At 40.3% G+C, this 24148-nt stretch carries 16 protein-coding genes, 1 tRNA gene and 7 pseudogenes; 14 read left to right on the plus strand and 10 right to left on the minus strand.

Annotated features, from left to right (window positions below):
• Positions 1-148 precede the first annotated feature (148 nt).
• The 3 genes from ISX59_RS06935 to ISX59_RS06945 are packed head-to-tail and all read left to right on the plus strand — an operon-like array spanning position 149 to position 4737.
• Positions 149-2797: a DNA gyrase/topoisomerase IV subunit A gene (locus ISX59_RS06935; RefSeq protein ID WP_122142943.1), complete on the plus strand. Its 2649-nt coding sequence runs from the start codon at positions 149-151 to the stop codon at positions 2795-2797.
• Positions 2798-2854: 57 nt separating this feature from the next.
• Positions 2855-3691: a DUF3316 domain-containing protein gene (locus ISX59_RS06940; protein ID WP_229066957.1), complete on the plus strand. Its 837-nt coding sequence runs from the start codon at positions 2855-2857 to the stop codon at positions 3689-3691.
• A 14-nt stretch (positions 3692-3705) separates the two neighbouring features.
• Positions 3706-4737 (plus strand): S41 family peptidase, encoded by a 1032-nt coding sequence (locus ISX59_RS06945; RefSeq protein WP_032540343.1) that lies wholly within the window; start codon positions 3706-3708, stop codon positions 4735-4737.
• A gap of 76 nt (positions 4738-4813) precedes the next feature.
• Here ISX59_RS06945 and ISX59_RS06950 read toward each other — a convergent pair whose 3' ends face one another.
• Positions 4814-6301 carry a RagB/SusD family nutrient uptake outer membrane protein gene (locus ISX59_RS06950; RefSeq protein WP_122142946.1) on the minus strand — a complete coding sequence of 496 codons (1488 nt, stop codon included), beginning with the start codon at positions 6299-6301 and terminating at the stop codon, positions 4814-4816.
• A 29-nt stretch (positions 6302-6330) separates the two neighbouring features.
• Positions 6331-9390, minus strand: a complete 3060-nt coding sequence (locus ISX59_RS06955; protein ID WP_220575760.1) for a TonB-dependent receptor — start codon at positions 9388-9390, stop codon at positions 6331-6333.
• A gap of 342 nt (positions 9391-9732) precedes the next feature.
• Between ISX59_RS06955 and ISX59_RS06960 the strand changes: the two genes are divergently transcribed.
• Positions 9733-9814 (plus strand) — tRNA-Leu (locus ISX59_RS06960).
• Positions 9815-10162: 348 nt separating this feature from the next.
• Here the strand turns inward: ISX59_RS06960 and ISX59_RS06965 are convergent.
• Positions 10163-11295, minus strand: a pseudogene (locus ISX59_RS06965) (YhcG family protein).
• Between the two features lie 290 nt (positions 11296-11585).
• Here ISX59_RS06965 and ISX59_RS06970 point away from each other — a divergent pair.
• Together ISX59_RS06970 and ISX59_RS06975 are read left to right on the plus strand one after the other, a co-directional pair.
• A pseudogene (locus ISX59_RS06970) lies at positions 11586-11975 on the plus strand (Arm DNA-binding domain-containing protein); the annotation flags it as partial.
• Positions 11966-12847, plus strand: a pseudogene (locus ISX59_RS06975) (TraM recognition domain-containing protein); the annotation flags it as partial. The pseudogenes ISX59_RS06970 and ISX59_RS06975, both read left to right, overlap by 10 nt.
• A gap of 42 nt (positions 12848-12889) precedes the next feature.
• On the opposite strand, the gene ISX59_RS06980 reads toward ISX59_RS06975, so the two are convergent.
• Entirely contained in the window at positions 12890-15409 is a 2520-nt protein-coding gene (locus ISX59_RS06980) for a hypothetical protein (RefSeq protein ID WP_220575761.1), read from the minus strand.
• A gap of 29 nt (positions 15410-15438) precedes the next feature.
• Positions 15439-18183: a hypothetical protein gene (locus tag ISX59_RS06985; RefSeq protein ID WP_220575762.1), complete on the minus strand. Its 2745-nt coding sequence runs from the start codon at positions 18181-18183 to the stop codon at positions 15439-15441.
• A 280-nt stretch (positions 18184-18463) separates the two neighbouring features.
• Between ISX59_RS06985 and ISX59_RS21165 the strand changes: the two genes are divergently transcribed.
• From ISX59_RS21165 to ISX59_RS07000, 7 genes are all read left to right on the plus strand, one after another.
• Positions 18464-18607 carry a hypothetical protein gene (locus ISX59_RS21165; RefSeq protein WP_255580135.1) on the plus strand — a complete coding sequence of 48 codons (144 nt, stop codon included), beginning with the start codon at positions 18464-18466 and terminating at the stop codon, positions 18605-18607.
• 120 nt (positions 18608-18727) lie between these two features.
• Positions 18728-18970 (plus strand): DUF4099 domain-containing protein, encoded by a 243-nt coding sequence (locus ISX59_RS21170; RefSeq protein ID WP_230585978.1) that lies wholly within the window; start codon positions 18728-18730, stop codon positions 18968-18970.
• A gap of 4 nt (positions 18971-18974) precedes the next feature.
• Complete coding sequence (locus ISX59_RS21175; RefSeq protein WP_255580136.1) at positions 18975-19220, plus strand: hypothetical protein; 246 nt, start codon at positions 18975-18977, stop codon at positions 19218-19220.
• Positions 19221-19241: 21 nt separating this feature from the next.
• Positions 19242-19472, plus strand: coding sequence for a DUF3945 domain-containing protein (locus tag ISX59_RS21180; protein ID WP_230321749.1), 231 nt, complete (start codon positions 19242-19244; stop codon positions 19470-19472).
• Complete coding sequence (locus tag ISX59_RS21185; RefSeq protein WP_255580137.1) at positions 19388-19729, plus strand: hypothetical protein; 342 nt, start codon at positions 19388-19390, stop codon at positions 19727-19729. Before ISX59_RS21180 ends, ISX59_RS21185 begins: the two co-directional genes overlap by 85 nt.
• Positions 19730-19800: 71 nt before the next feature.
• Complete coding sequence (locus ISX59_RS06995) at positions 19801-20100, plus strand: hypothetical protein (protein WP_220575763.1); 300 nt, start codon at positions 19801-19803, stop codon at positions 20098-20100.
• The gene (locus ISX59_RS07000) at positions 20101-20250 is read left to right on the plus strand and encodes a hypothetical protein (RefSeq protein ID WP_155268208.1); all 150 of its coding nucleotides are present in this window, start codon (positions 20101-20103) and stop codon (positions 20248-20250) included.
• A gap of 48 nt (positions 20251-20298) precedes the next feature.
• On the opposite strand, the gene ISX59_RS07005 is transcribed toward ISX59_RS07000, so the two are convergent.
• From ISX59_RS07005 to ISX59_RS07020, 5 genes and pseudogenes are all read right to left on the minus strand, one after another.
• Complete coding sequence (locus ISX59_RS07005; RefSeq protein WP_032534527.1) at positions 20299-20595, minus strand: hypothetical protein; 297 nt, start codon at positions 20593-20595, stop codon at positions 20299-20301.
• 9 nt (positions 20596-20604) lie between these two features.
• A pseudogene (locus ISX59_RS07010) lies at positions 20605-20895 on the minus strand (DNA-binding protein); the annotation flags it as partial.
• 362 nt (positions 20896-21257) lie between these two features.
• Positions 21258-21347, minus strand: a pseudogene (locus ISX59_RS21405) (integrase); the annotation flags it as partial.
• Between the two features lie 143 nt (positions 21348-21490).
• Positions 21491-21717: pseudogene (locus tag ISX59_RS21410) on the minus strand (hypothetical protein).
• Positions 21718-22446: 729 nt separating this feature from the next.
• Complete coding sequence (locus tag ISX59_RS07020) at positions 22447-22800, minus strand: hypothetical protein (RefSeq protein ID WP_220575765.1); 354 nt, start codon at positions 22798-22800, stop codon at positions 22447-22449.
• Positions 22801-23946: 1146 nt separating this feature from the next.
• Between ISX59_RS07020 and ISX59_RS21195 the strand changes: the two are divergent.
• Positions 23947-24051 (plus strand): annotated as a pseudogene (locus ISX59_RS21195) (transcriptional regulator); the annotation flags it as partial.
• Positions 24052-24148: the final 97 nt, after the last annotated feature.

Raw genomic sequence — 24148 nt, forward strand, 5'->3', positions numbered from 1 at the left:
TTCATACATCTGCCTGTAAGCCAGACTCAGAAATAATCTGCAAAGTAAATGATTTTTTTCAATTAAATTCGTATTTTTGCCTGCACATCACCCAATAATGATGTAAAAAAGATAATTTGTTGTTAAAACCAGAGGGAAATTTGATTTTATGAGCGAAGAGAACAACGAGATTACGGAAGGACATTCTGACTATAAGCCGGCGGACTCACATAACGAAAGCATTAAACATCAACTTACAGGAATGTACCAGAACTGGTTTCTGGACTATGCTTCATACGTTATCCTCGAGCGAGCCGTGCCCCATATCAATGACGGACTGAAACCGGTGCAACGCCGCATCCTGCACTCCATGAAACGCATGGATGATGGACGGTATAACAAGGTGGCTAACATTGTAGGACATACGATGCAGTTTCACCCCCATGGCGATGCATCTATTGGTGACGCATTGGTACAGTTGGGACAGAAAGACTTATTGGTCGACTGCCAGGGTAACTGGGGTAATATCCTCACCGGTGACGGTGCGGCCGCTCCCCGTTATATCGAAGCACGCCTGTCAAAGTTTGCACTCGATGTAGTGTTCAACCCTAAAACAACCGAATGGAAACTGTCGTATGACGGACGAAACAAAGAACCTATCACCTTGCCGGTGAAGTTCCCACTTTTGCTGGCACAAGGAGTGGAAGGTATCGCCGTAGGACTTTCATCCAAGATCTTACCACATAACTTCAACGAACTTTGCGACGCTTCCATCAGTTACCTGCGAAACGAAGAGTTCAAACTATATCCCGACTTCCAGACCGGAGGTTCTATTGACGTGTCGAAATACAACGACGGTGAACGCGGTGGAGCAGTAAAGATACGGTCTAAAATCAATAAAGTAGACAATAAAACACTCGCCATTACCGAAATTCCTTATGGCAGGACTACGACTTCGGTCATCGACTCCATCCTGAAAGCCGTCGACAAAGGAAAAATAAAGATACGCAAGGTAGACGACAACACAGCAGCCAACGTAGAGATCCTTGTCCATCTGGCTCCGGGCACTTCATCGGACAAAACAATCGATGCCCTCTATGCTTTTACGGATTGCGAAGTAAGCATCTCGCCCAACTGTTGTGTGATTGATGATCAGAAGCCTCACTTCCTCACCATCAGCCACGTCCTGAGAAAATCTGCCGACAATACATTGTCCCTGCTTCGCCAGGAACTGGAAATCAAGAAAGACGAACTACAGGAAAGCCTGCATTTCGCTTCTCTTGAAAAGATATTCATTGAAGAGCGCATTTATAAAGATAAAGAGTTCGAACAGTCTAAAGATATGGATGCCGCCTGCGCACACATCGACGAACGGTTGACTCCTTTCTATTCGCAATTCATACGTGAAGTGACGAAAGAAGACATCCTCCGCCTGATGGAAATCAAGATGGGACGTATCCTGAAGTTCAATTCCGACAAGGCGGAAGAGGCTATTGCCCGCATGAACGAAGACATTGCCGAGATCAACAATCATCTGGCCAACATCGTGGAGTACACCATCCAATGGTACCGGATGCTTAAAGATAAATATGGGAAAAACTTCCCCCGACGTACTGAGTTGCGCAACTTCGACACCATTGAAGCCGCCAAAGTGGTGGAAGCCAACGAAAAGCTCTATATCAACCGTGAAGAAGGTTTCATCGGAACGTCATTAAAGAAAGACGAATTCGTGGCATGCTGTTCGGACATCGATGATGTGATCATCTTCTACCGGGACGGGCGTTACATGGTCACTCCCGTAGCCGACAAAAAGTTTGTGGGCAAAAACGTAATCTACGTCAATGTATTTAAGAAGAATGACAAACGCACCATCTACAACGTAGCCTACCGCGACGGTGCAGAAGGAACACACTATATCAAACGGTTTGCAGTCACTTCCATCGTACGCGACCGTGAATACGACGTGACACAAGGTAAACCCGATTCACGCATTTCTTATTTCAGTGCCAACCCCAATGGTGAAGCTGAAATCATCAAGGTCACCTTGAAACCTAATCCTCGTGTACGCCGCATCATCTTCGAGCGTGATTTCAGTGAAGTGACCATTCGCAGCCGACAAAGTCTGGGTGTCATTCTGACACGCCTGCCGGTACACAAAATTGTATTGAAACAACGGGGAGGCTCTACACTGGGCGGACGTAAAGTATGGTTCGACCGCGATGTGCTCCGCCTCAATTACGACGGCCGGGGTGAATATTTGGGTGAGTTCCAGAGCGACGACAGCATCCTTGTTGTGCTGAACACCGGAGAGTTCTATACCTCAAACTTCGATCTCAGCAATCACTACGAAGATAATGTGAGTATCGTCGAGAAGTTCGATGCCAACAAGATATGGACGGCTGCGCTTTATGATGCCGACCAACAGAACTATCCGTACCTGAAACGTTTCTGCTTCGAAGCCACTGCCCGTAAGCAGAACTATCTGGGTGAGAACAAACATAACCGCCTGATTTTACTGACGGATGAGTATTACCCAAGATTGGAGATCATCTTCGGAGGTCACGACAGTTTCCGCGAACCTGTTGTCATTGATGCCGAAGAGTTCATTGCCGTCAAAGGTTTTAAGGCCAAAGGGAAACGTCTCACTACTTATACAGTAGAGACCATCAACGAACTGGAACCGACCCGTTTCCCGGATCCGCCACAAACCACGGATGATGAAAACACGGATGAAGAACCGGAAAATCTGGACCCGGACAATGGTAAAACAGAAAACGACATACTCGATGAAATGACCGGACAGATGAAGCTGTTTTAGCACAAGTCCAAGATAAAACTGCGTATGAAAGTAAATACAAGTATATTGCTATTATTAATGATAGCAATCGCTCTCCCTTCTTTTGGAGGGAACGGAAATGGTAACGGCACAGACTCACTTCAAGCTACCCGCTATGTGACACGTGCCACCATGTACGGTGTGGGATACACCAATGTATTCGACACCTATCTTTCTCCGCAGGAATATAAAGGTATCGAATTTCGTATCTCACGCGAAACAATGCGTATGACCGCCTGGGGCGATGGCAATGTCTCGGTACAGAACTTTTTCCAGGCAAACCTGGCATATACTCACAACCGGGTAGATAACAACAATACATTTGCCGGATTAGTGAATTGGAACTATGGACTGCACTATCAGTTCCGCATAACAGACAACTTTAAGCTGCTTGCCGGAGGAATGGGAGATTTCAACGGCGGCTTTGTCTACAATCTGCGCAATACCAACAATCCGGCCTCAGCCCGTGCTTACATCAACCTGGACGCTTCGGGAATGGCCATCTGGCATACAAAAATAAAAAATTATCCGTTGGCATTACGTTACCAGGTTAATCTTCCGGTAATAGGGCTCATGTTCTCTCCCCATTACGGGCAATCTTACTACGAAATATTCACACTCGGACACGCCAGTGGCGTAGTCCGTTTTACTTCTCTGCATAATCAGCCGGCGTTACGACAGATGATATCAGTCGACTTTCCAATCAGATATACCAAAATGCGCCTTAGCTATTTGTGTGATCTCCAACAATCCAAACTGAACGGAATCAAAACACATACTTATTCACAAGTTTTCATGGTGGGATTTGTACACGATCTGTTCCGTATCCGAAATAAGAACGGAACTCCCCTGCCACCTGCCGTCAGAGCCTATTAAAACAGAAGTGAATCATGAAGAATCCTCCTATCCATAGTATCCTGCAACAAAGCTTCTGCCTGATTTTCTTTCTGGCTCTCCTCTCTTCCTGTATCCGGGAAGAAGAGTATGCCAACGATCCACAAGGAAACTTTGAGCAGTTATGGAAAATCATCGACCGGCAATATTGCTTTCTCGATTACAAACAAATCGACTGGGATGATATCTATACCCAATATCAAAAACGTATTACCCCGAATATGAGCAACGAAGGGCTGTTCGAAGTTCTGAGTGAAATGCTTTATGAATTGCAGGACGGGCATGTCAATCTGGCTTCGGCACACAACGTGTCTTACTACGACGCCTGGTATCAGGATTATCCCCGTAACTTCCGTGCAGACCTGGTTGAAGATTCCTATCTGGGCCGTGCCAGTACGGACTATCGTACGGCAGCAGGCCTCAAATATAAGATACTGAAAGACAACATCGGCTATATACGGTATGAAAGCTTTGCCGACCCGATTGGCAACGGCAACTTGGACGAAGTGCTCTCCTACCTGGCCATATGCAATGGACTAATTATCGATGTGCGCGATAATGGTGGTGGAAACGCGACAAATTCCGCCCGCATCGCTTCCCGATTCACTAACGAAAAGGTTCTGACAGGATACATCTGCCATAAGACAGGAACCGGACACAACGACTTCTCTAAACCCTATGCCATCTATCTGGAACCGGCCAATGGGGTACGCTGGCAAAAGAAAGCAGTCGTGTTGACCAATCGCCGTTCTTTCAGCGCAACCAACGATTTTGTCAACCACATGCGTTGCCTGCCCAATGTCACCATCATCGGAGATAAAACCGGAGGAGGATCGGGTATGCCCTTTACCTCCGAATTACCCAACGGGTGGAGCGTACGTTTCTCCGCCAGCCCGCACTTCGATGCGGAGATGAAGCACATCGAGTTCGGCATTGAACCGGACATTAAGGTAGATATGCTGCAAGAAGACGAAATGAGAGGAAAAGATACACTCATAGAGATCGCCCGCAGATTCCTCAGTGAATAACTGTCTGGTGTCTCACAATATGCCGGTTCGAGCCTTGTCATCCGGGAAACCGGTATATCTCACCTCCCAGAAAGCATTAACGCGGATTCTGCACCATATTCGGATTAGCATCTATCTCCGCCTGCGGAATAGGTAATGCTACCCGCGGATCAGACGGAGCAATAACCGCAGCAGCAGCTACAGAAGGCAAATGCCAACCACCGGTACGATTTACAGACAAACCATTTCGCATGGCATCAAAGAAAGCATGTCCCTCTCCTACCAATTCCTTACGGCGTTCTTTCAAGATACGCTCCAGGCTCAACTCCGATTCTTTCACGCACTTCACCGGATTAGCACGACTCACGATGGCATTAAGACAATCCAAAGAAAATTTCAGATTTTCTGCTCCCCCCAACTTAAAGGCAGCTTCGGCAGCATTCAGGTAAACTTCGGAGAGGCGGATTATACAAATGTCATTATCCTGCGGATTATCCCCCGTCTTACCCGGATATTTATTCAGATATTTAGGATGACCCTTGGAACCTTCGGGCAATAGGTCCTCTTCCGGTTTCTCCGGCAAACGATTCAATGAATGACGCACATCATCCGGATCTTCTCCCAACAGATCGAGGAATGCTTTGGTCAGTACAAGGTTGTTCCAATCCTTCACATTATCGGCATAAACCATCGGAGCGCCTTCACCTCCCGTTCCGCCATCAGGCTCGGAAAGAGTGTAGTAAAACTCAAACAGTGACTCAGAACTGAAGTCTTTTCCCCATACTGTAGGATATTCATCGTGTGTGAACAACTGATACAATCCACCGTTATTCATCACTTCCTTGGCCAAGGCGAGAGCCTTTTCATTATCATTCATATAAAGATATACCCGTGAAAGTAATGCTTTGACACTCCACACATTAAGATAACCGTTTTTCTTATCAGCGGAAAGTGCCGAGAGTTTCAGTGCACCTGTCATATCGTCTATCACCTGCTGATAGCATTCGGCCACCGTATTGCGGGCAGGCTGGTGAGTAGGCAAAGTTGTTTTAATCTCAATAGGTACTCCCAAAGAAGTACCATTGTTCAAGGTATAGGGCATAGCAAACAGACGGGTGAGATCGAACAAAGCCAATCCGCGCAAAGCAAGCGCTTCAGCTTTGATACAGTTGAGAGCCACAGCATCATCGGTAACCACCGCACCGGATTCTATTCTTTCCAGCAGACTATTTGCCTGATGAATGACACTATAAGGCTGATTCCATACACGGGTAATATTCAAGGCATCATCTGCCGTGACATTGAACTCATAATAAGGTGATACACGTTTTCCGGCTCCCTTGCTGACACGTGCTTGAACATCTTCACCACGGCAATCGGCATAATAGAGATAATTATCACCATAATAACTATGTGAAGCGGCAATGCGATAAATGCCGTTCAAAGCTATTTGTGCTTCCTCAAGTGTACGGATGGCTTGCGGAGTAGTCACAGAGGTAGATGGATTTAAATTCAGCCAGTCGCCGGAACAAGAAGAACCCACAAGCGACATAGCGGCAAACATGTATATAAGTGTACGTTTCATATATCTGAATATTAATAATGATGAATGATTTAGAAAGTTATCTCAACCCCAAAATTGAAGGTACGCATGGGAGGAGCCTCACAGAACACCTCACCATTAACCGGTACTTCAGGATCATACTGTTTCCATTTGGCCCATGTCAGCAGATTACTTCCTGAGAAGTAGACACGTGCATTCTCTATCAGTGCCTTTTGTACCCATCTGCCAGGAAGTGTGAAACCGAGTGTCAGGTTCTTGAGGCGGATGTGATCGGTACTGTGAATATAGCGGGATGAATTTTGTGGACCGGCTCCCTGTTCCAATACAAAACGAGGCACATCAGTTCTATCTCCCGGCTTCTGCCAACGGTCCAAAGCATATACAGGCAGGTTGTATGACTTTTCTTTGCTGCCGTCGGTTTCTATCAGAGTTCCTGTCTTGTCAAAAGAATATCCTCCCAGCGAATAGGTAAAGGTAAGTCCCAGATCAAACCACTTATAAGAAATGATGTTAGTGAACCCTCCCGATATCTTAGGATCAGCAGATTTATACGGAATAGCTTGCGCTTTAGAAGCATCGTCAGTCATCTCTCTATTATAATTCCCCTGTTCATCTTGTGTATTGAGATAATAAAGAGCTTTCCCGGTCGACGGGTCTACTCCGGCAAACTCTTTCACGTAGAAACTATTGTAAGGAAGACCTATTTTATGAATAAACCAGGAGCCCTCGACAGATTGCTTTATATCTCCGTCCAGTGCCACGATTTTATTACGGTTATGTGTTAAATTCAACACCGATGTCCAGTTGAAGTTAGGACCGGCAAAATTAATTGTACGCAGTTCGAACTCCACCCCTTTGTTGTTGAGCTGACCGATGTTTGCAAGATAATTCAGGAAACCGGTAGTAGAACTAATAGGGCGATTATAAAGCAAGTCCTTTGTATCGCGGTTGTAGTATTCGAGATTCACAAAGATACGGTCAATAAAAGTCAGGCTAAGCCCAATATTCAGATTATAGTTCTTTTCCCATTTCAGTTTGGGATTGGCTTGGGCAGACTCGTATGAACCTGCTGCCCCCATATAGTTCTGCCCATAACTGTATAACCCCATATATCCGTAAAAAGCTCCCGGCTGATTCCCATTGACACCATAAGAAGCACGGATTTTCACATCGTTCAATACCGGCTTCACAGCCTCCATAAAAGGTTCACTACTCAGATGCCACATACCGGAAACAGACCAGAAGTCTCCCCACCGGCTTTCCGGAGCAAGACGTGAACTGCCATCGCGGCGATAACTGCCTGCAATATAATAACGATTATCGTAATCATAGTTCAAACGGGACAGGTAAGAAATCATTCTGTATGCCTGCGTAGAAGAAACAAAGCTTTTCAGCACAGCGGCATTATCCGGCTCAAGCAACACATCCGAGGGGAGTTTAGCCTTCTCTCCCATAGCTTTATCACTCTGATAGCTTTCCAGTTCATAGGCAGCCAAAATGTCAAGGTGATGCTTAGCGGCAAATGTGTGGGTATAGTTGAGTGAAGTAGACGACAATAGCTTACCATATTCGGTAAATCCCTTTGAGGTCTGAGCATCACTTCCGCTCTTGGGGCCTGCCCCGCTAAGCGGATTCAAATAGCGGGAATCTTTCTGTACAGTATAATCATAGCTCAGGGTCTCTTTCAGTTTCAATCCTTTGATGATATCTACCGAAGCATAACCGGTGGAGAACATACGTGTCATACGACTGCGGTTATAGTCAGTACGGATGTCACGAAGCGGATTCACATTGGTGCCTATATAAGACCCCACATAGTTGCCCGAAGCGTCACGCACAGGCATGGAAGGTGTGGCAGACACAGCAACACAAAGGAAGGGATTGATATTGGAACCGCGCTCCTCGTTCATCTCCTGACTTATCTGGGTAAACATCATGTTACCTCCTACCTCGACACGGCTACCTATTTTATGTGTCATGTTCAGGCGGGCAGAGTAACGGTCCAGATTAGAATTCTCGACCAGACCTTCCTGACGGTTAAAGCCGAGAGAAGCATAAAAAGTAGTTCGCTCGTTACCTCCGGAAGCAGTCACCTCGTAGTTTTGATTATGAGCGGTTCGGATCAGTTCTTTCCTCCAGTCCGTATATCCCAGTTCCGGTATCCCTGCATATGTATCAATATTTGCGTTTGCATATGCTTCGGGAGATTGGAGCCCCTTATCTACTGCAGAGTTGTAAAGACCTTCATAAATCATTTCACGGCGTTGTTCACCGTTCAATGTGGGACGGAAGTTGACAGCTGCATTAGAAAAGCCTCCGCTCGCGCTCAAAGTAACTTTAGTCCGCCCTACCGCTCCTTTCTTGGTAGTGATCAAAATCACCCCATTCGCAGCACGCGAACCGTAAAGAGAAGCGGCGGCGGCATCCTTTATCACTGTAATATTCTCGATATCGGCAGGATTAAGAGTACTCATCACATTTGTTTTGGCATTATTCATATAGGCAGCATCGGCCCCCGTACCGGCTCCCATACTGCCGGAAGTGACCGGTATACCGTCAATCACAAAAAGAGGTTCATTGGATGCATTGAATGAACCCATACCACGGATACGGATACTCTGGTTAGCTCCTGGCTGGCCGGAACCGGAAGTAATATTTACCCCCGTGGTCATACCTTGCAACTTCTGTTCTACAGAAAGTACCGGTACGTTTTTCAGCATGTCGGCCCGTAAGGTGTTAGCTGATCCGGTAAAGGATGACTTTGAAAAATTTCCGTATCCGGTTACCACAACTTCATCCAGATTAAGTGATTCGGGCTGCAACACCACATTCAAGACTCCATTCTTCGGCACTTTGACCTCAGACGATTTCATTCCTATATAGGATATGACAAGGATTTTATCTGATGGTTCTATTTTCAGAGTGTAACGGCCGTCCATATCCGTTACCACTCCCCTTCCCGGTACCCCTTTTACGGCAACCGTAGCTCCGATAAGCGGCTGTTTATCCTCCGATGACGTCACTAAACCTTTTATTTCCAACTGTTGTGCTTGCACATGTATACCACACATACACAACAAGATAATCAACACTGTTTTCAAACTTCTCATTGGCTAATCATTTTAAATCTACAAATACCTATTTGCACTTGTACTCCAATAATTGTACCTCAAAAGTATTGATGAAATCAATAAAGTCTAAACATCAGTAAATAAGAGTATTAAACATTCAAGAAAAGCTAAAAATGAAAAGAAGGGTTGTAGAACTGCTCCACAAAGATGTGGAACTATTCTACAACCCGCTTAACAAGAGCCCCTGAGAAGAAAAGCTACTATTAATAAAGATCTCCCGCAGATTCCCCGGTAAATAACTTTATTGCTTATAAATTTGTAAAATCAGAAAAAGTATCTATCTTTGCAGCGCAAAACTCCAAACGAGTGAGCATTTAGTGAGCGGATGTGGCGTAATTGGTAGCCGCGCCAGACTTAGGATCTGGTGTCTCGCGACGTGTAGGTTCGAGTCCTATCATCCGCACAAACTTTCAATGTTGTATAAAAAGCCTGCTAAAACAATTGTTTTAGCGGGTTTTTTATTTGTAACAATAAGCTATCCGAAAATACTATCAACAAAACATAATTTACCCCTCTTTTGAAGATATAATGAAAAATCAAGACCATATTCATTGCGATTGATAATATCGTTGATAAGCATAAGCGAAATATTTACGCCTCTTTCTATAGCTCCAATTATAGCATTAAATGAATCTCGTTGAGTAAACCATGCAACAGCTATTGATATAGTTCTTTTAGAGTTATGTATTTCATTAAGAGCTATGTCTCTTATATTAAAAAAAACGAACTCGTATCATATGCAAATATTTTTTTAATAGTTCTGACAAGATATGAATTTCTTTATTTCTTCCTCGGTTGGAAGCTCTATCATGTACTTCTGAACAAATATATTGGGGTCTAATCTGGCAGTGGCATACTTTACCAATGTATCTCCCTTTTCTGTGCAAAGCAAAATGCCGATAGGTGGATTATCATCTGGCTGCATCACTTCTGCTTTGAAATAGTTCAGATACATATTCAGTTGTGAAGCATACTCATAGTGGAACTTGTCTATCTTCAATTCCACAATAACATGACATTTCAAAATGCGATGATAGAACACAAGGTCGGCAAAGAAATAATCTTCATCAATCAAGATACGTCTTTGCCGGGCTTCAAAGCAAAAGCCATGTCCCATTTCTAACAGAAAGTGTTGCAGGTTATCAAGAATGGATTGTTCCAAATCGTTTTCCGTCACCAATGCACGGTCATTTAGTCCTAAAAATTCCAAAGTAACAGGAGTGTTGATAACATCTTTGGGCTGTAATAAGGTTGCTGGACTAAGGAAGAGAGGGCTTCTTTATTTTTGGATAGTCCGCTACGCTCATAATATAAGGATGCTATTTGTCGCTCCAACTCCTTTACAGACCAACAACCACGAATAGTTTCCATTTCATAGAAAGCACGTTTTACCGGGTTCTCAATTCCCGACATGGTATTTAAATGGGTGGAAGATAATCTGTTGAATAATCTATCAGCAGGAATCATCCATGTTTCGATTTGTGGGTGTTCTGTTGGTAGTTTCCAAACGCCATTATCAGATTCGGCGGTCGTCAACCGCCGAATTGGTTCGGTGAATTCGGCGGTCAATGACTGCCGAATTTGAATTTGTGTTGCAATGTATTGTGTAACAGGTTCTTTTAATTGTGGGTAAATAAGGTATAACCGCCTAAATTCACGAAATCTACGTTCATTCAGCCCTTTAATTTTCAAACGTTACTCCAGCTTCTTCAGCAGTTGTTCACCGTATGCGGCACGGTCTTCTCCGTTCTGTTCAAACTCCACGATATAATAACCCATAAGCCAGTTACGAGAAGTAAGGGCAAGGTTTACAGCATGTGCAGCTTGTGCCTGCAACGTGTTCTGTATCTTACTGATATGTTCTACTAATGCTTCAAAATTCATAGTTACAAAGATAAGTTTTTAAACTATAAAACCAAGTATTTTCAAAAGATGCGCAAAGATAACGCAATCATGCTAAAAATCAAATAGTTATAAAACATTATTTTTAGCGAGGCGGTAAAAGGGAAGCCAAGAAAAGCACATTTGGACGGGAGTTTCGTTACCAAATCGTAACTATCTCCAATATGCCGTCATGTACAGCTTAACTGATTATTTTTCAGTTTGTTGTCTACTTTTGCATAACCTCAAGTAAATCAACAACAATTAAATTGGTAACTAAAAAAAGTTGAGTTATGAGACGTACATTCAAGGTGTTATTTTACATCAAAAACTAGTCAGTAAAAAATGGTAAGGCACCAATAATGGGCCGTATCACCATTAATGGAATCCAAGCCCGTTTCAGTTGTAAGAGAGAAGTGTCCCTTCCTTTGTGGGACGTGAAGGCCAACCGGGCAAAAGGCAAATCCAAAGAAGCCCGTAGGTTGAATCAGGAGCTTGACAACATCAAGACGCAAATTACAAAGCACTATCAGTACATTTACGACCATGATAGTTTTGTCACCGCCAAGAAAGTCTATAACCGTTATGTCGGTTTCGGGGATGATTATCACACTATGATGGGACTGTTCAGAGAACAGCTTGAATCCTACAAGGAAAAGAGAGGAAAAGGAAAGGCGGAGTCGCCGAACAGTTGAACGGTCAGATAGCATCCGCCAAGATACCGCTCTCCCGCTTGATAAGCCCACAGCTTTATTGGGTTATGTCCGGCAGTGACTTCACATTGGATATTAATAATCCCAAAGAGCCAAAGGTATTATGTGTCGGTAACAATCCCGATAGAATATCCATTTATGGAGCGGCCCTCGGTCTGTACCACTCGCGTATCATGAAGCTCATCAACAAGAAAAAGCAACTCAAAAGTTGTGTCATCATTGACGAGCTACCCACGATATTCTTCAAAGGTCTGGATAACCTGATAGCCACGGCACGAAGTAATAAGGTAGCGGTCGTCTTAGGTTTTCAGGACTTCAACCAGCTAAAACGTGACTACGGCGACAAGGAGGCCGCCGTCATCATGTCCACAGTAGGCAATGTCTTTAGCGGGCAAGTCGTAGGTGAAATCGCCAAATCACTCTCCGAACGCTTCGGTAAAATCCTACAAAGGCGGGAGTCCATGAGCATCAACCGTAATGATACCTCGGCCTCAATCAGTACGCAGTTGGATAGCCTAATACCCGCCGGTAAAATCAGTACGTTATCACAAGGTATGTTTGTCGGTGCAGTAGAGGATAACTTCGGCGAAACCATCGACCAGAAAATCTTCCATGCGCAGATTGTGGTAGATAACGATACCGTGCAACGTGAAACCGCTGCCTACCAGTCCATCCCCGAAATCAGTAGCTTCCTCGATGAGAACGGCAACGACACGATGGAGCAGCAGATACAGGCCAACTATCGGTAAATCAAGCAGGATATTGTGGAGCTGCTGGAAAGGGAGTTGATTCGGATAGAGAATGAGCCGAAGCTCAAGCATTTACTAAACGAGCCCAATTAAATGTGTTAAAATAGCGATAAATATGGTTTGGAAAAAGTAAAATTACTCTGTCATAAACTTATACTTATTGCTATTTTCATACACTTCATTTAACCATTTAAGCACTTGATGACGTGAATAACAAAAATTCCCGTCATCATTTTTCTTTTTCAACAAAGATAATACTGTTAATGCATATTCATTATCTAGAGAGGTTGCAAATATTCCTTGATCATCAGTGTTTATTGTTACTTGCAGTTGATTATTAGAAGGTTTTGTTAAAGCTATATCGAAAAAACGATATATTGGATGTTCATCATACCTGTTGAATGAACCTATTTTTAAATTAGATGTTGGGCAACATTCAACAATAATATGACGATTCGTCAACTCATGAATCATCTTATCTTGTAACATTTTAATAACATTTATATAGTCATTGGACAAAGTAAAGTTAATGACTTCATCTCCTTTAATACGAACATTTTTATCAAAATGATATCGAAAATATAACTCTCGCGCCACTGCATCAGATCTACTTTCCCTCACTTGAAGCGTCATGTCAAAACAAACCGAATCCCATCCAAAAGGTATTTTTACTTTTTCAATGGTCTGATAGTCTAAATAATAATAGGGATCATCACCTCGCAAATTCATAGAGTGACAATAGCTACGTATTGTAGGAATTTTTCCTCCATATATTTCTAAATACAATCTCTCATATATTGTCTCTATAAAATCATCAATAGACGGAGGCGTATCAATATTAAAATACCTCAATTTATATTTAAGCCAAACTACATTATCTAAAAATAACATTTTAGGAATTATAGCCTGCTTGTTCCTTTGAATGTAATATTTTACAGGATCAATTCCCAATGCTAAGCAATGCCCTAACCTATCACCTCTTTGCAAATTCAGAAAATGAATAGCTTCATCTATGGCTCTCAACCCATCAGCAATATCAAAAAAATCTTCTCCTGCATGAAAAGTATATTTCAAATCAGATAGTTTAGTCATGTAATTCAAAGGACTGTATAATGTAAAATTCGCAAATGACTGAGCATACCTATAAGCTTGAGCAAACACTTCTGGACGACAATATAATTCACTATTAGCAGCATCTATCGCTAATATATTGGCCGCTATTAATGGTGACTCATGTCTTAATCGCATTATTGCTTGTACCTGCTTCTTAATATTGATTCGTAATTTGTGATGACGTTCAACTACTCCTATACTGTCCTTATTGAAAAAATCTTTTTGTTTTATAAAATGACAAATATAGAATAACTTTTTATTATCTTTAGTCTGTACACTTTTATCGATTTCGGCATTCAACTTTACAATCAATGAACGCATATCTATAACACTATTTTTGGGAGTAACTCTTGCTTCTATATAATTAACCCCGTGTTTATTTACACTTTCATGGATAGCAATACGTGGAACTAATAATTTATACTTTACATATCTTTCAACAAACATCTCTTTTCGATTTTCGTATTTTGAGAAGTTGCTAAATCCCTTTTGCTCATTCACCTGAATTAACTCCATTCTTAAATGAGCTTTTGCTAGTACATACCTAAATACAAGAAAAGTAAAATGTCCATCTGGATCTGAACCCTCGTAAATATATTTAAAGGATGCATATAATAGCCTTCTTTCACCGCTAAAAACATCTAATATATCCGTATTATTATTCTCTAATTTAACCGTATAATCATAACAATAATTTTCTATTAAACTATGACAATTATTTCTTTCAATATTAATTTCGTATTGCAAATTTTCTGTTTCCTCAATAAATGTACTAATAGCAAATGCGTTAAAGAATATATTGTTGCTATTTTGTTCAATAAAGCGAAATATTTTTAATCTCAAATAAGCAGCATCAATACATAATTTATAGAATGAGGAATACAATAAATCTCTTTCTATAGTTGTATTATTTGACATTACATTCTTATCTAATTCTTTGAATTCCTTCGAACGCTTTGTTATATGGTTCATTAAACATATCCACGAGATTTCAAAATTATCAGACGAACCCTTTAAATGAAAATGCAGTTCTGCTATTTTTTTATTTAATAGATGTCTCAGGTCTAGATCATCATTAATACATATTGTTGACCACGAAAAATCAGTCCGATGAATAAATGTTTTACAATCTTGATGAGCCAAAAAAGAACAAATCAATAGATCTTCTCCAACCAAATAGGACAACTCACGCCATCTTAATAATTGTTCAAATCTAACAACAGCTTTTCCTTCTTTGATTCTTAGAATTTTATTAGTAAAATGAAGTAAAGTGTGAAATATATTTTTCTGCCTATTTTCAATACAATCTAATGGCTTATTAAGAGTAGGATACAGCAACCACTCTGATTTGTAAATATTATATAACAACTCTAATGTGTCATCTGAATAAATAGGATTTTTAGCATTAATATTTCGTATGAATACATTTTTGTCTATTGGGTCATGTAAATCAAAAATTTTATTATTATAAAAGTTACACACCAACCTATCATATGGATATTTGCAAAAAATATGCTCAAGTGCTAAACGAATAAAATCCATGATGTAATTTTGTTAAAAATGATGTGAAACTATTTTTCTAATTTATTATTCATATCCGTTTCACCTAGTATTAATCCTTGAGAAACATTTTCAGAACTCACTTCATCTAAGGTTTCAGTATCTTCACTTTCCACCTCTGACTCTTTTTGGACTTTTTTCCACAATTCCTTTAATCGAGGTTTTATATGATTTTCTACACCAAGATTTGTTTTTTCTGGAAAAATTTCTTTAATCTTCTCTTCACCAATTATTGTATAAAAATCATGATTGTATTTTTTTAAACCCGAAATTATGGATGTCTGTCCCATGGTTTTATATTTGCCTAAAAAATCTTCAAATTCTAGGTCAAAATCATCCATATTTTCTTTTTTATTGGGCTTTGAGGTAAAAATAGCCTCGAATAAATCTTTATCTATCTCCGATAAAACTTTTTCAAACTCCTTAAAAACATCCATTTTAATTTGATAATATGTTTTACTTCCCTCTTCTTCATAATCATATGATGCAATTTCATACAAACCAATATTCTTATAGAAGTTTTTTAGTATATCAACATTATCATCACTTTGTCCTAAAGGCCTTCTGTTTAACTTCAACTTTGTAATTAAGTCATCAATTATTTCAGCATTCCTAAGGCTTATTTTTGACAAAAAATTCTCCTTGCGTAACTTCTTGTTTTCTTTTGGTGACTTATATAATGAGTTATATAATGAATATTCGCAATTTAAAGCAATATTAAATATATCAGAATTGAATCTTCCATAAGTTCGTTGTATATCTATCATTGAATATAGAGGAGCAAGAACATCAAAACACAAATTAGTCGTTAAGCTTAAATTTCTTTCATAATATGCAGGAGAATTTAGACGATACTTATGCATACCTGATTCATTTATAGTGGCATCAGTTGTCCACACATAACGAGAGCTTGTCAACATAAAAAATTCTGCCAATCGGAGTTTAAGTATGTAAGTACGATCATTTTCCATACTAATTTCCGTGAATGGTTTGCTCTGTACAATGTCTTTGATTAATTGGTTTAATGCTTTCCCATTAATTAAGCGCAACTCTCTACCAATAAACCCACCGTGAATTCTTTGGGACCCAATCAAAGTATCTCCTTCTAACAAATAAAAACTTCCTCCTATTATTTTTTCATACAATGAATATTGCTCTAAAATTTCGGCTCTATAAGGCTGATTATCTATTTTACTATTAGTATCATCCTGAATTTGAGGAATTGTATTATCCCTAAGTGCATCTGTCAACTCATCATAATATTCATATAACCTAATTGAATATACTGACTTTATGAAGAATAATAATTTCTTTGTTTCTGGACTCAAATTAATACTTTCAATATAGTTCATGAAATAAAAGCAGTCACCCAAAGAGACATTAAATGAAAGATTTTGTATATCTACAATATCATGAAAATGATCAGGGATATTCTGTTTGTTATTGTTGAAGTATAGTCTAAAAAGTTCTTGAATTACAGTCTTGTTAAACAAAGTAGGTTCGTTTTCTGCTAAAATAGCATTTGCAATATCCCTATTGTCCTTGTTTAAAGAATCAAGCCAACTCCCAAAAAAATATCGCTTAAAAATTTGCTTATTTCCAGAGGTTATTGTGGAATTTTTTATATATTCAGGCATTATAATTAGCATGCGTATAAGCATACGTAATTCTCGTAGATTTCTGGGGACAATTAAGCTAGTAGTTCCTCTAGTATTATAAAATAAATACCTACACTTTTCGTATATTAATTGTGGAATAGATTGCTTGATCGAATCAAATCTAACCAGTAAAGATTGCTGATCATCATATATTTCGAGCGCATGGTTAAAAAAGGTTTCTGGCATTGGCAGATATATACGAGATTGTAATGGTATTAATTTCATTAAATATCTCTCAGACATTTCAACTATTTCTGAAAATGAGACTTGTTCTATGCGCAATAAGTCATTAAACTGCTTTGATAGTTCCAATCTAATTACATTAGATAATTGATCTAATTTTATTGCCATAAAAATTGCTACATTAGGAAGAATTAGATACTTACGTATTTGTTCAACCATAGTGTATGCCTGCATTGTATTCAAATCTATATCATCCAAACTGATCACCAAAACATCACTTTGATTATATTTCAAAAAAGCTGTAATCAATTTTTGCATGCTATGCTTTAAATCTATGCCAGATGAAAGATAAGCAAGCTCTTCCATAGTATCATCTTCCAACTTTAAATCACTGCTAATATATCGTAAATGAGTCTTGGTCATTTGAAACTCTTTTAATAAAAAATGGAGATATTGATGTTCTATTTCATCATTTCGATGATCTCCCTTTTCCAATTCTTTAACCTTAGAGTACATTTTACCGATTACTAATTCGATTATATTATGTTTTGTATCAAAAAAGGAGGGATCAATGGTTTCTATGAACGAAAAACGTTTTTTTATCAATATATTATCAATATCATTATTGATATGTTTTTTTCTATTCCTATTACAGTCTGTATTATTAAAATCACTTAAGACTTTGATGGTTGAATACATACATGATGTCTTTCCAGCACCTCTTTCACCTATGAAAGCTATAATATTATTATTTTCATTTTCAGATGAGTTATCTTCTAGTCTTGATGCTAAAACAGTTAGTGCTTGTCGTATCTGATAGTGAAATATAGATTCATCTAATCTATCCAACCCTTCAATCACAGGTGCTGTTTCTTCTCCCAAATAAAATTTAATCGTGTGATTATCTTCTTTCATATTACTACTTATTAGGTAAATGCTATTTTAAGTTATACTAGAATTGTATATAAATTAAATACAATATTCGCAAATTTTCTACAGATACACAAACTTTTGTTCAAATTTCTAAGAATTTTACTAATTATACAAGTGCATCGCCATTTCTCACCATCTCCCACCAATCATTCCCTACCACCTCAGAAACGTAATATCCAGCTTTTTAATACCATATCTTCGCAGCCACTGGCTAAAGTCTTCCCGTACAAATCAATTATTCTATCACTTAAATTTTCAATGTATGGCTAAAAAGAAGCAAGAACAAGAAGAGGTGAAGGACGGGCACGTAATGGCAGTCCTTGACAAGAGAACGAACAAAACGGCGGTGGTATCAAAGATGAATGAGAATGACAGTAGCATCGAGGTGGTATCCCGACTATCTTAGACTCAGCAATACCACATCGCTGGCGCTTTTCTTCTCCAATTTTAAAACCAGTATGACAACCCCAGCAGTTTCAGTTTCTTCCTCGTACCGTTGGTATTGTTGGAAAAGACACTTAACGCGGTGGTACAAATCCGAAAAGAGGAAGCCCCTGGCATGGATGGCAAGAAATTGGTAGAGAACAGCGAACTGAACGATGAAGGGCATATCGCCAAACTCGCACGACGTTACAAATTCGATGAACATCAATTACCGTGGAAAGACCTGAACACCCTTGGCATCGACAAACAACTGCTATTCGAGAACCGTGCGATGGGAGAACTGCTGAAAGGCAAAATCACCTCTACCGCTTTTCCCTATCAGTAAAGAGGTGAACGGAGAGCGCAAAGAGATGAACGAAGCCTGTTTTATCTGCGTAAAAGACGAGAGCGGAAAGGTACAATTAAGGACACTAAGCCGAATCGACACCCCACAATTTGAACAATCCGCCTACAAGAGTGTATTCTCTGATGCGGAAAAAGACCAACTTCGTGAAACGGGTACACTGAGAGCCACCAAAGAGATGAAAAATTCCTTCACCGGAAAAGTCTGCAACTGCTATGTCAGTTTCCATTAGCCGACCAACCGTATTATCACCATGCCCATAGATGCCATCAAGATACCGGACTACATCTACGGAAAGCGGCTGGACGATACACAGAAACAGACATTAGCCGGCGGTGGGCAGGCTCCTATCAATGACATCCAACGCAAAAATAATACGATGCTTTCCGGTTCGCTTTCGTGGATGCCGCATCGAAAGGCATCACATTCAAGCAATCGGATGAGAAACTGCGAATCAGCGAAACCATTCTTGGAACGAAAGTAACTCCCGAACAGAAGAAGATACTGGAAAATCACGGGATGGTCTCCATTGAGAACATGCGCAATCCGAAGACCAAACAGTTATTCTCCGATGACGTCCGTTTCAGTAACAAAAGCAAAACCTGCTCATCGGCAAGAACGCCCGCGAGCACAAACCGCAGCTCACCGGGGGGGAAGGAGAAGAAAGCCCAGCAGAAAACAGCGCACCATGTGGCCCCGTTCAAAGCGAAAACCAACAAGAGCAAACTCTCCATCGGTTAATCCGCAAACTGTTATCCACACGATATACCGCTAAAGACCCGAAACTGGCGGTAACCAATTTCATCAATGCGTTGGAACGTATTCCCGATATAATTGCCAAACGGCAGGAAAAGAACGCGGAGATGGAGAAGAACCTTCCCGTGTTACAAGGGATTGTTTCGACCACATGGCCTAAAGAGGAGGAATTAAAACGGCTTAATAAGGATATACTGGCCTTGAACAGGCAAATACAATTGACTATTCAGCCGAAAAAACAAGAAGAGAATACAAATAATAATGAGCTTGTAATCGGTAGCGATATGGTAGCAGCCCGGCATGTACCTTCCTTGAAGGTAATCGTCCCTCACACGGGATTGAAGAAAATATCCTAAATGTTTCCCACAGCACATTGCGGCCTCCCCGGAAGCTACGTAAACTTCACTTCCGCAGGTTTCGGCAAAGAGCCGTTTTCAGGAAATGACAAAGGTACGGCAGGCAGGGTCGGATTTATCCGGATTGCCTGCCGTACCCTTGTCTGTTAGTTCGGGACTGACCGAAGATTATTCTTCCTCAAAAGAAAGACTTTCCACCTATCTGACTATCGTCTTACTGTCGATGGAATCCTTCAGATTGATAATATCCACGATAAAATAATACCTTGTACCGTTCTCTTCTTCTGCGAAACGAAGTCGGCCGTTCAACCGTTGTTTCTCAATTTCCGCAGGATCGAGGTTAATCAACTCGCAGACTTCATCCGGTAACATGGACAGCACCACATTATTGTCCCGACAGATATGCTGCATCACTGCCAACATATTCAATGTCTTTTTGTGATTTCTCACGAGAGCAGCGAATGAGCTACTCTCAATTTTAATCATTCTTCTCATAATACTTCCTTTTAAGTTTTCTTCTTTTTCAAGTAATACGGCTTTCAGAACATCCATGTGGAGATAGTGAATCTTTCCCTTGTCCCTGTAAAAGGAAAGTGAGCTGTCATTACGCCTTCTAAGCAGTGTCCTGTCCGACATTTTAGTAAGCAGGCGCACACCTTTTGAGTAGAGTATCTCATTGTCGGGCATACTGGGAATGGCGGCCGAAAGCAACTTCTCAATAGAATTTACTTTTGAGAAAATGGTACTGAGCAGATGGATAATCTGTCCGTTTCCTTTAGTTCTTCTGTTATTCATAATGACCTGTATTTATTGTTTTCATGGTGCAATATTACAGCGTTCTTATGAGGCCATTGGTTAATCAACCGTTGAGTAACCGCCCCCAAAATAATCGAAGAGTTTTCTTCCAACTATTTTGATTACAAAGGATACGTATTTAATCCATTATAATTGATTCTCAATACTATATGGAAATAATGGAGATGCGATTTACCTATATTAAAAACAATGGTTATCTTTGTATTGAGATATTTGAAACAATGCAAAGCAGTGTAACCCGAAGCAGGACTTCCATCACCAAATCGTTACCTGCATCTTTAAAATACCACTCTAAACTCCTTTATTGTAAGAAGTTATAGCAAAATACAACGTTTTATAGTTTAAAACTTTAGTTTGGGCAAACTGTTTATTGCTTCCTTTTTTAATTTATCCACCGCACAGGTGTATTTCTCTATACGTTTCAATCCGCTAATCCGCTATGTCCAAAAAGGCTTGGCCACGGTTTTACGCTGATCCGAAAAATACAAAATCGGTGACTAATCCGGTATCATAATTTGCTTTCTTTCCCCTCTCAGACAAAAAAGGTTCTTCTTCAAATTTGGTGGTAAATTCTTTATTTCTTTATTTTCAAGTTGATAATTGTCCTTTTTGCTTTAATAAGAAAAAATAGACACCGGCTGAATAAGATAGCTCAGGTTTCAGAAGTGAGTTTACGCCGTCTGAACCGGTATCTTCATCCTTATACCTTTCTTCAATTAACATTGTTAACGTCTTTTGCAGGTTGTCAGGTTCTTGTGCGCAAATAACAAGTCTTTTGCATTTAAAGAACTTCTTATTCACATCCAAAGAACAAGCTTTAACTCTATGTTAAAACAAAGCTTTTGAGGACAGAAATCTTACTTTCTAAAGATATTGATTTTCAGATGGTTTAGTCTAAGATTAGCTTCTTCACCTCACGGATGGACTCTTCGGGAGAAAGCCGGGATACTTGCTTTTTTGTCAACTATAAAAGAGGGCTTACACGTCCGAAAACTAAATTAGATTCCATGAGTAAAAGAAAACTTACCACCAAATTTGAAGAAGAACCACTTTTCGCCTTTCGATCTTCTATCTTACACCCGCCGATTGGGGAGCACATCAGGAACTAATTCACTGATTTACAACAGAAAGAAGTTCACTTTTCAGGTAAAAATATCGTTTAGAGCATTTTGTTTTCCTTTAATATTTAACCGAAAATGGTATACTATTTATATCGGCCCGAGTAGCAGGACTCATCATAAAACACTTAGATACAATCCATTAAAGAGTTTATGTTTTAAGATACCAACTGCCTTGTTTCTTCCCGATTCTTATTTGATATTGATTTGAAAACTCACTAACCTGACCGATAATCTATCTTAAGGTTAAACCCAATAGCATCACTTAGTCTGATAATTGCAAAGCAAAAAGAGAACCGCTGTCCTCCGGGGGGATAGAGTGACAGCGGTTCGGCGAGCTAACTGGTTAGGTGAGCAGAATTTAGATTCAAGGCCAATTATAAAAGAGAATTTATTATGAAAAATCAAAGTACTATAGCCCGTCTATAATGACAGATGTTTTGTGGTAACGGCTCTTTTTGCACATTTGGTTGATTCGGGGTTTATATTTAGAAGTAGCATAGGCATAACTTGGGGTGACTTTCAAGCGAGAATATTTCACTTTGTGGATTTCCAAAAGAAGTTCGGCCACATAGACAATCACTTCTGAACGTTCGGCAATGCAGGGGGAACAGAAACTTTCTAAATATTCATAATCCCGGGTAGAGAGTGTATAATGCAGAATCTTTTTACCTCGCTGAAAAATATATTCCAACTTATACCAACCGCTTGCGTTGGTTTTGCGTCGACGGAAATACAGGATTTTGATAGTAGATTGTTTGCCCATAGTTCAAACGTAAATCGGGCAGGGAAAAATGAACGGCCCTGCTGACCCGTTTGCACTACGTAATCTCAATGCGAAGCAAAGGAAAAACATATGCTAACCCATTACAAGTTAGACACGGGGGCAGAGCCGTTTTATCCTAAAGCTGCGGACATAAAATAGATTATGTCCGTAGCCAGTTTAAAACAAAGAGATGTTATCCCTTCGTTTCGCATTAATAAAAATACGTAGTGCACCACAAAGATGGTGATAATTTTTAAATAACCATAGCAAAACGACAGAAAATGTACAATGAAACACTTTTATAGGTGGAATTGTTTGCTGAACGTCCTTTGTATAGGGGAGATTTAATGAAAACAGAACGGTTCTGCTTACCCGTTTAAACTATCAAACTTTTAATGCCAAGGCAAGAAAGAAAAATATGCCGACCCATTACAGTATCGGACACGGGAGCAGAACCGTTTATCTAAAGTTTTTAAATAGTCGTCTCTCAGCAGCCGCCAAGTAACCGACAAGGCCTACACTGCTGGAAACATACAAAAGTGCACATAATTTCCGGTATCACCAGCGCAGCCCCTACACATTTTTTCCCTTTTTTCTTAAACATCCATCAGGACACGGACGGGCAGCCGGCAATGAATTTTGGCAGAAAATACCGCACGACGCAGGAGCGCAGGATATTTTGTGCTGAAATAGCGTAGCGGTCATTGATGGATGAACGGCTGCGACCTATCTTTGTGCATGAAAAGAAGAAAAATACCCCTCTATCGGTTTCCGTCATTTTCCGGGTTAAAGATGTAGTTGTATTCACTGATCGTCATACAGTCAAACGGCGGTTCAGGTTTGAGTAGTGTCCGGCTGGGCTCAATCTGGGTTTGATTGTTGTGTATGGTTTCGTCTACTATACTTTGATATTGCCGGATGATTTCTTGTTGTCCTACAATGCATATATACTGATGATCCATGTACTAATCACCAAGTAGTAAGCGACTTTGTGTGGTAGGCCGAAGAAGTTTTGCTTGTCGTAATTTTCCATATAGCAGATTTAAAACTGGGACGTGCCCGTATTAGTGAATATAATTCTCAGAGAGGGAAGCGGCATCAACCCAGCAAAGCAATTATAAACCTAAACGGACACGTTTATTATGTGTAGTAAGAGTAGAGAATGATGGAGGTAACTTGACCCTGAAAACCCTGATAGATATAGTTGAAAGGGGGCTTGGCGGTAAGCTGAATATCGAAGTACAAATTTAAACGGTTTCGCCCGGATGATGGAAACATCACCCGGGCGAATTGTTTCTATCCGGTTCGCTCAGAGACTATATCAATGTAAAAAAAAACGTATTTTCTT

The sequence above is a fragment of the Bacteroides sp. FSHCM14E1 genome (genome assembly GCF_019633785.1).
Classification (GTDB): domain Bacteria; phylum Bacteroidota; class Bacteroidia; order Bacteroidales; family Bacteroidaceae; genus Bacteroides; species Bacteroides hominis.

What these genes read in the sequence shown, in the direction of transcription:
- ISX59_RS06935 (WP_122142943.1), top strand. Translation starts at nt 149, where the DNA reads ATGAGCGAAGAGAACAACGAGATTACGGAAGGACATTCTGACTATAAG.
- ISX59_RS06955 (WP_220575760.1), bottom strand. Translation starts at nt 9,390, where the DNA reads ATGAGAAGTTTGAAAACAGTGTTGATTATCTTGTTGTGTATGTGTGGT.
- ISX59_RS21165 (WP_255580135.1), top strand. Translation starts at nt 18,464, where the DNA reads ATGGCTAAAAAGAAGCAAGAACAAGAAGAGGTGAAGGACGGGCACGTA.
- ISX59_RS06985 (WP_220575762.1), bottom strand. Translation starts at nt 18,183, where the DNA reads ATGAAAGAAGATAATCACACGATTAAATTTTATTTGGGAGAAGAAACA.
- ISX59_RS21180 (WP_230321749.1), top strand. Translation starts at nt 19,242, where the DNA reads ATGCCCATAGATGCCATCAAGATACCGGACTACATCTACGGAAAGCGG.
- ISX59_RS06980 (WP_220575761.1), bottom strand. Translation starts at nt 15,409, where the DNA reads ATGGATTTTATTCGTTTAGCACTTGAGCATATTTTTTGCAAATATCCA.
- ISX59_RS06945 (WP_032540343.1), top strand. Translation starts at nt 3,706, where the DNA reads ATGAAGAATCCTCCTATCCATAGTATCCTGCAACAAAGCTTCTGCCTG.
- ISX59_RS07000 (WP_155268208.1), top strand. Translation starts at nt 20,101, where the DNA reads ATGTTTCCCACAGCACATTGCGGCCTCCCCGGAAGCTACGTAAACTTC.
- ISX59_RS06950 (WP_122142946.1), bottom strand. Translation starts at nt 6,301, where the DNA reads ATGAAACGTACACTTATATACATGTTTGCCGCTATGTCGCTTGTGGGT.
- ISX59_RS06940 (WP_229066957.1), top strand. Translation starts at nt 2,855, where the DNA reads ATGATAGCAATCGCTCTCCCTTCTTTTGGAGGGAACGGAAATGGTAAC.
- ISX59_RS07020 (WP_220575765.1), bottom strand. Translation starts at nt 22,800, where the DNA reads ATGGGCAAACAATCTACTATCAAAATCCTGTATTTCCGTCGACGCAAA.
- ISX59_RS07005 (WP_032534527.1), bottom strand. Translation starts at nt 20,595, where the DNA reads ATGAGAAGAATGATTAAAATTGAGAGTAGCTCATTCGCTGCTCTCGTG.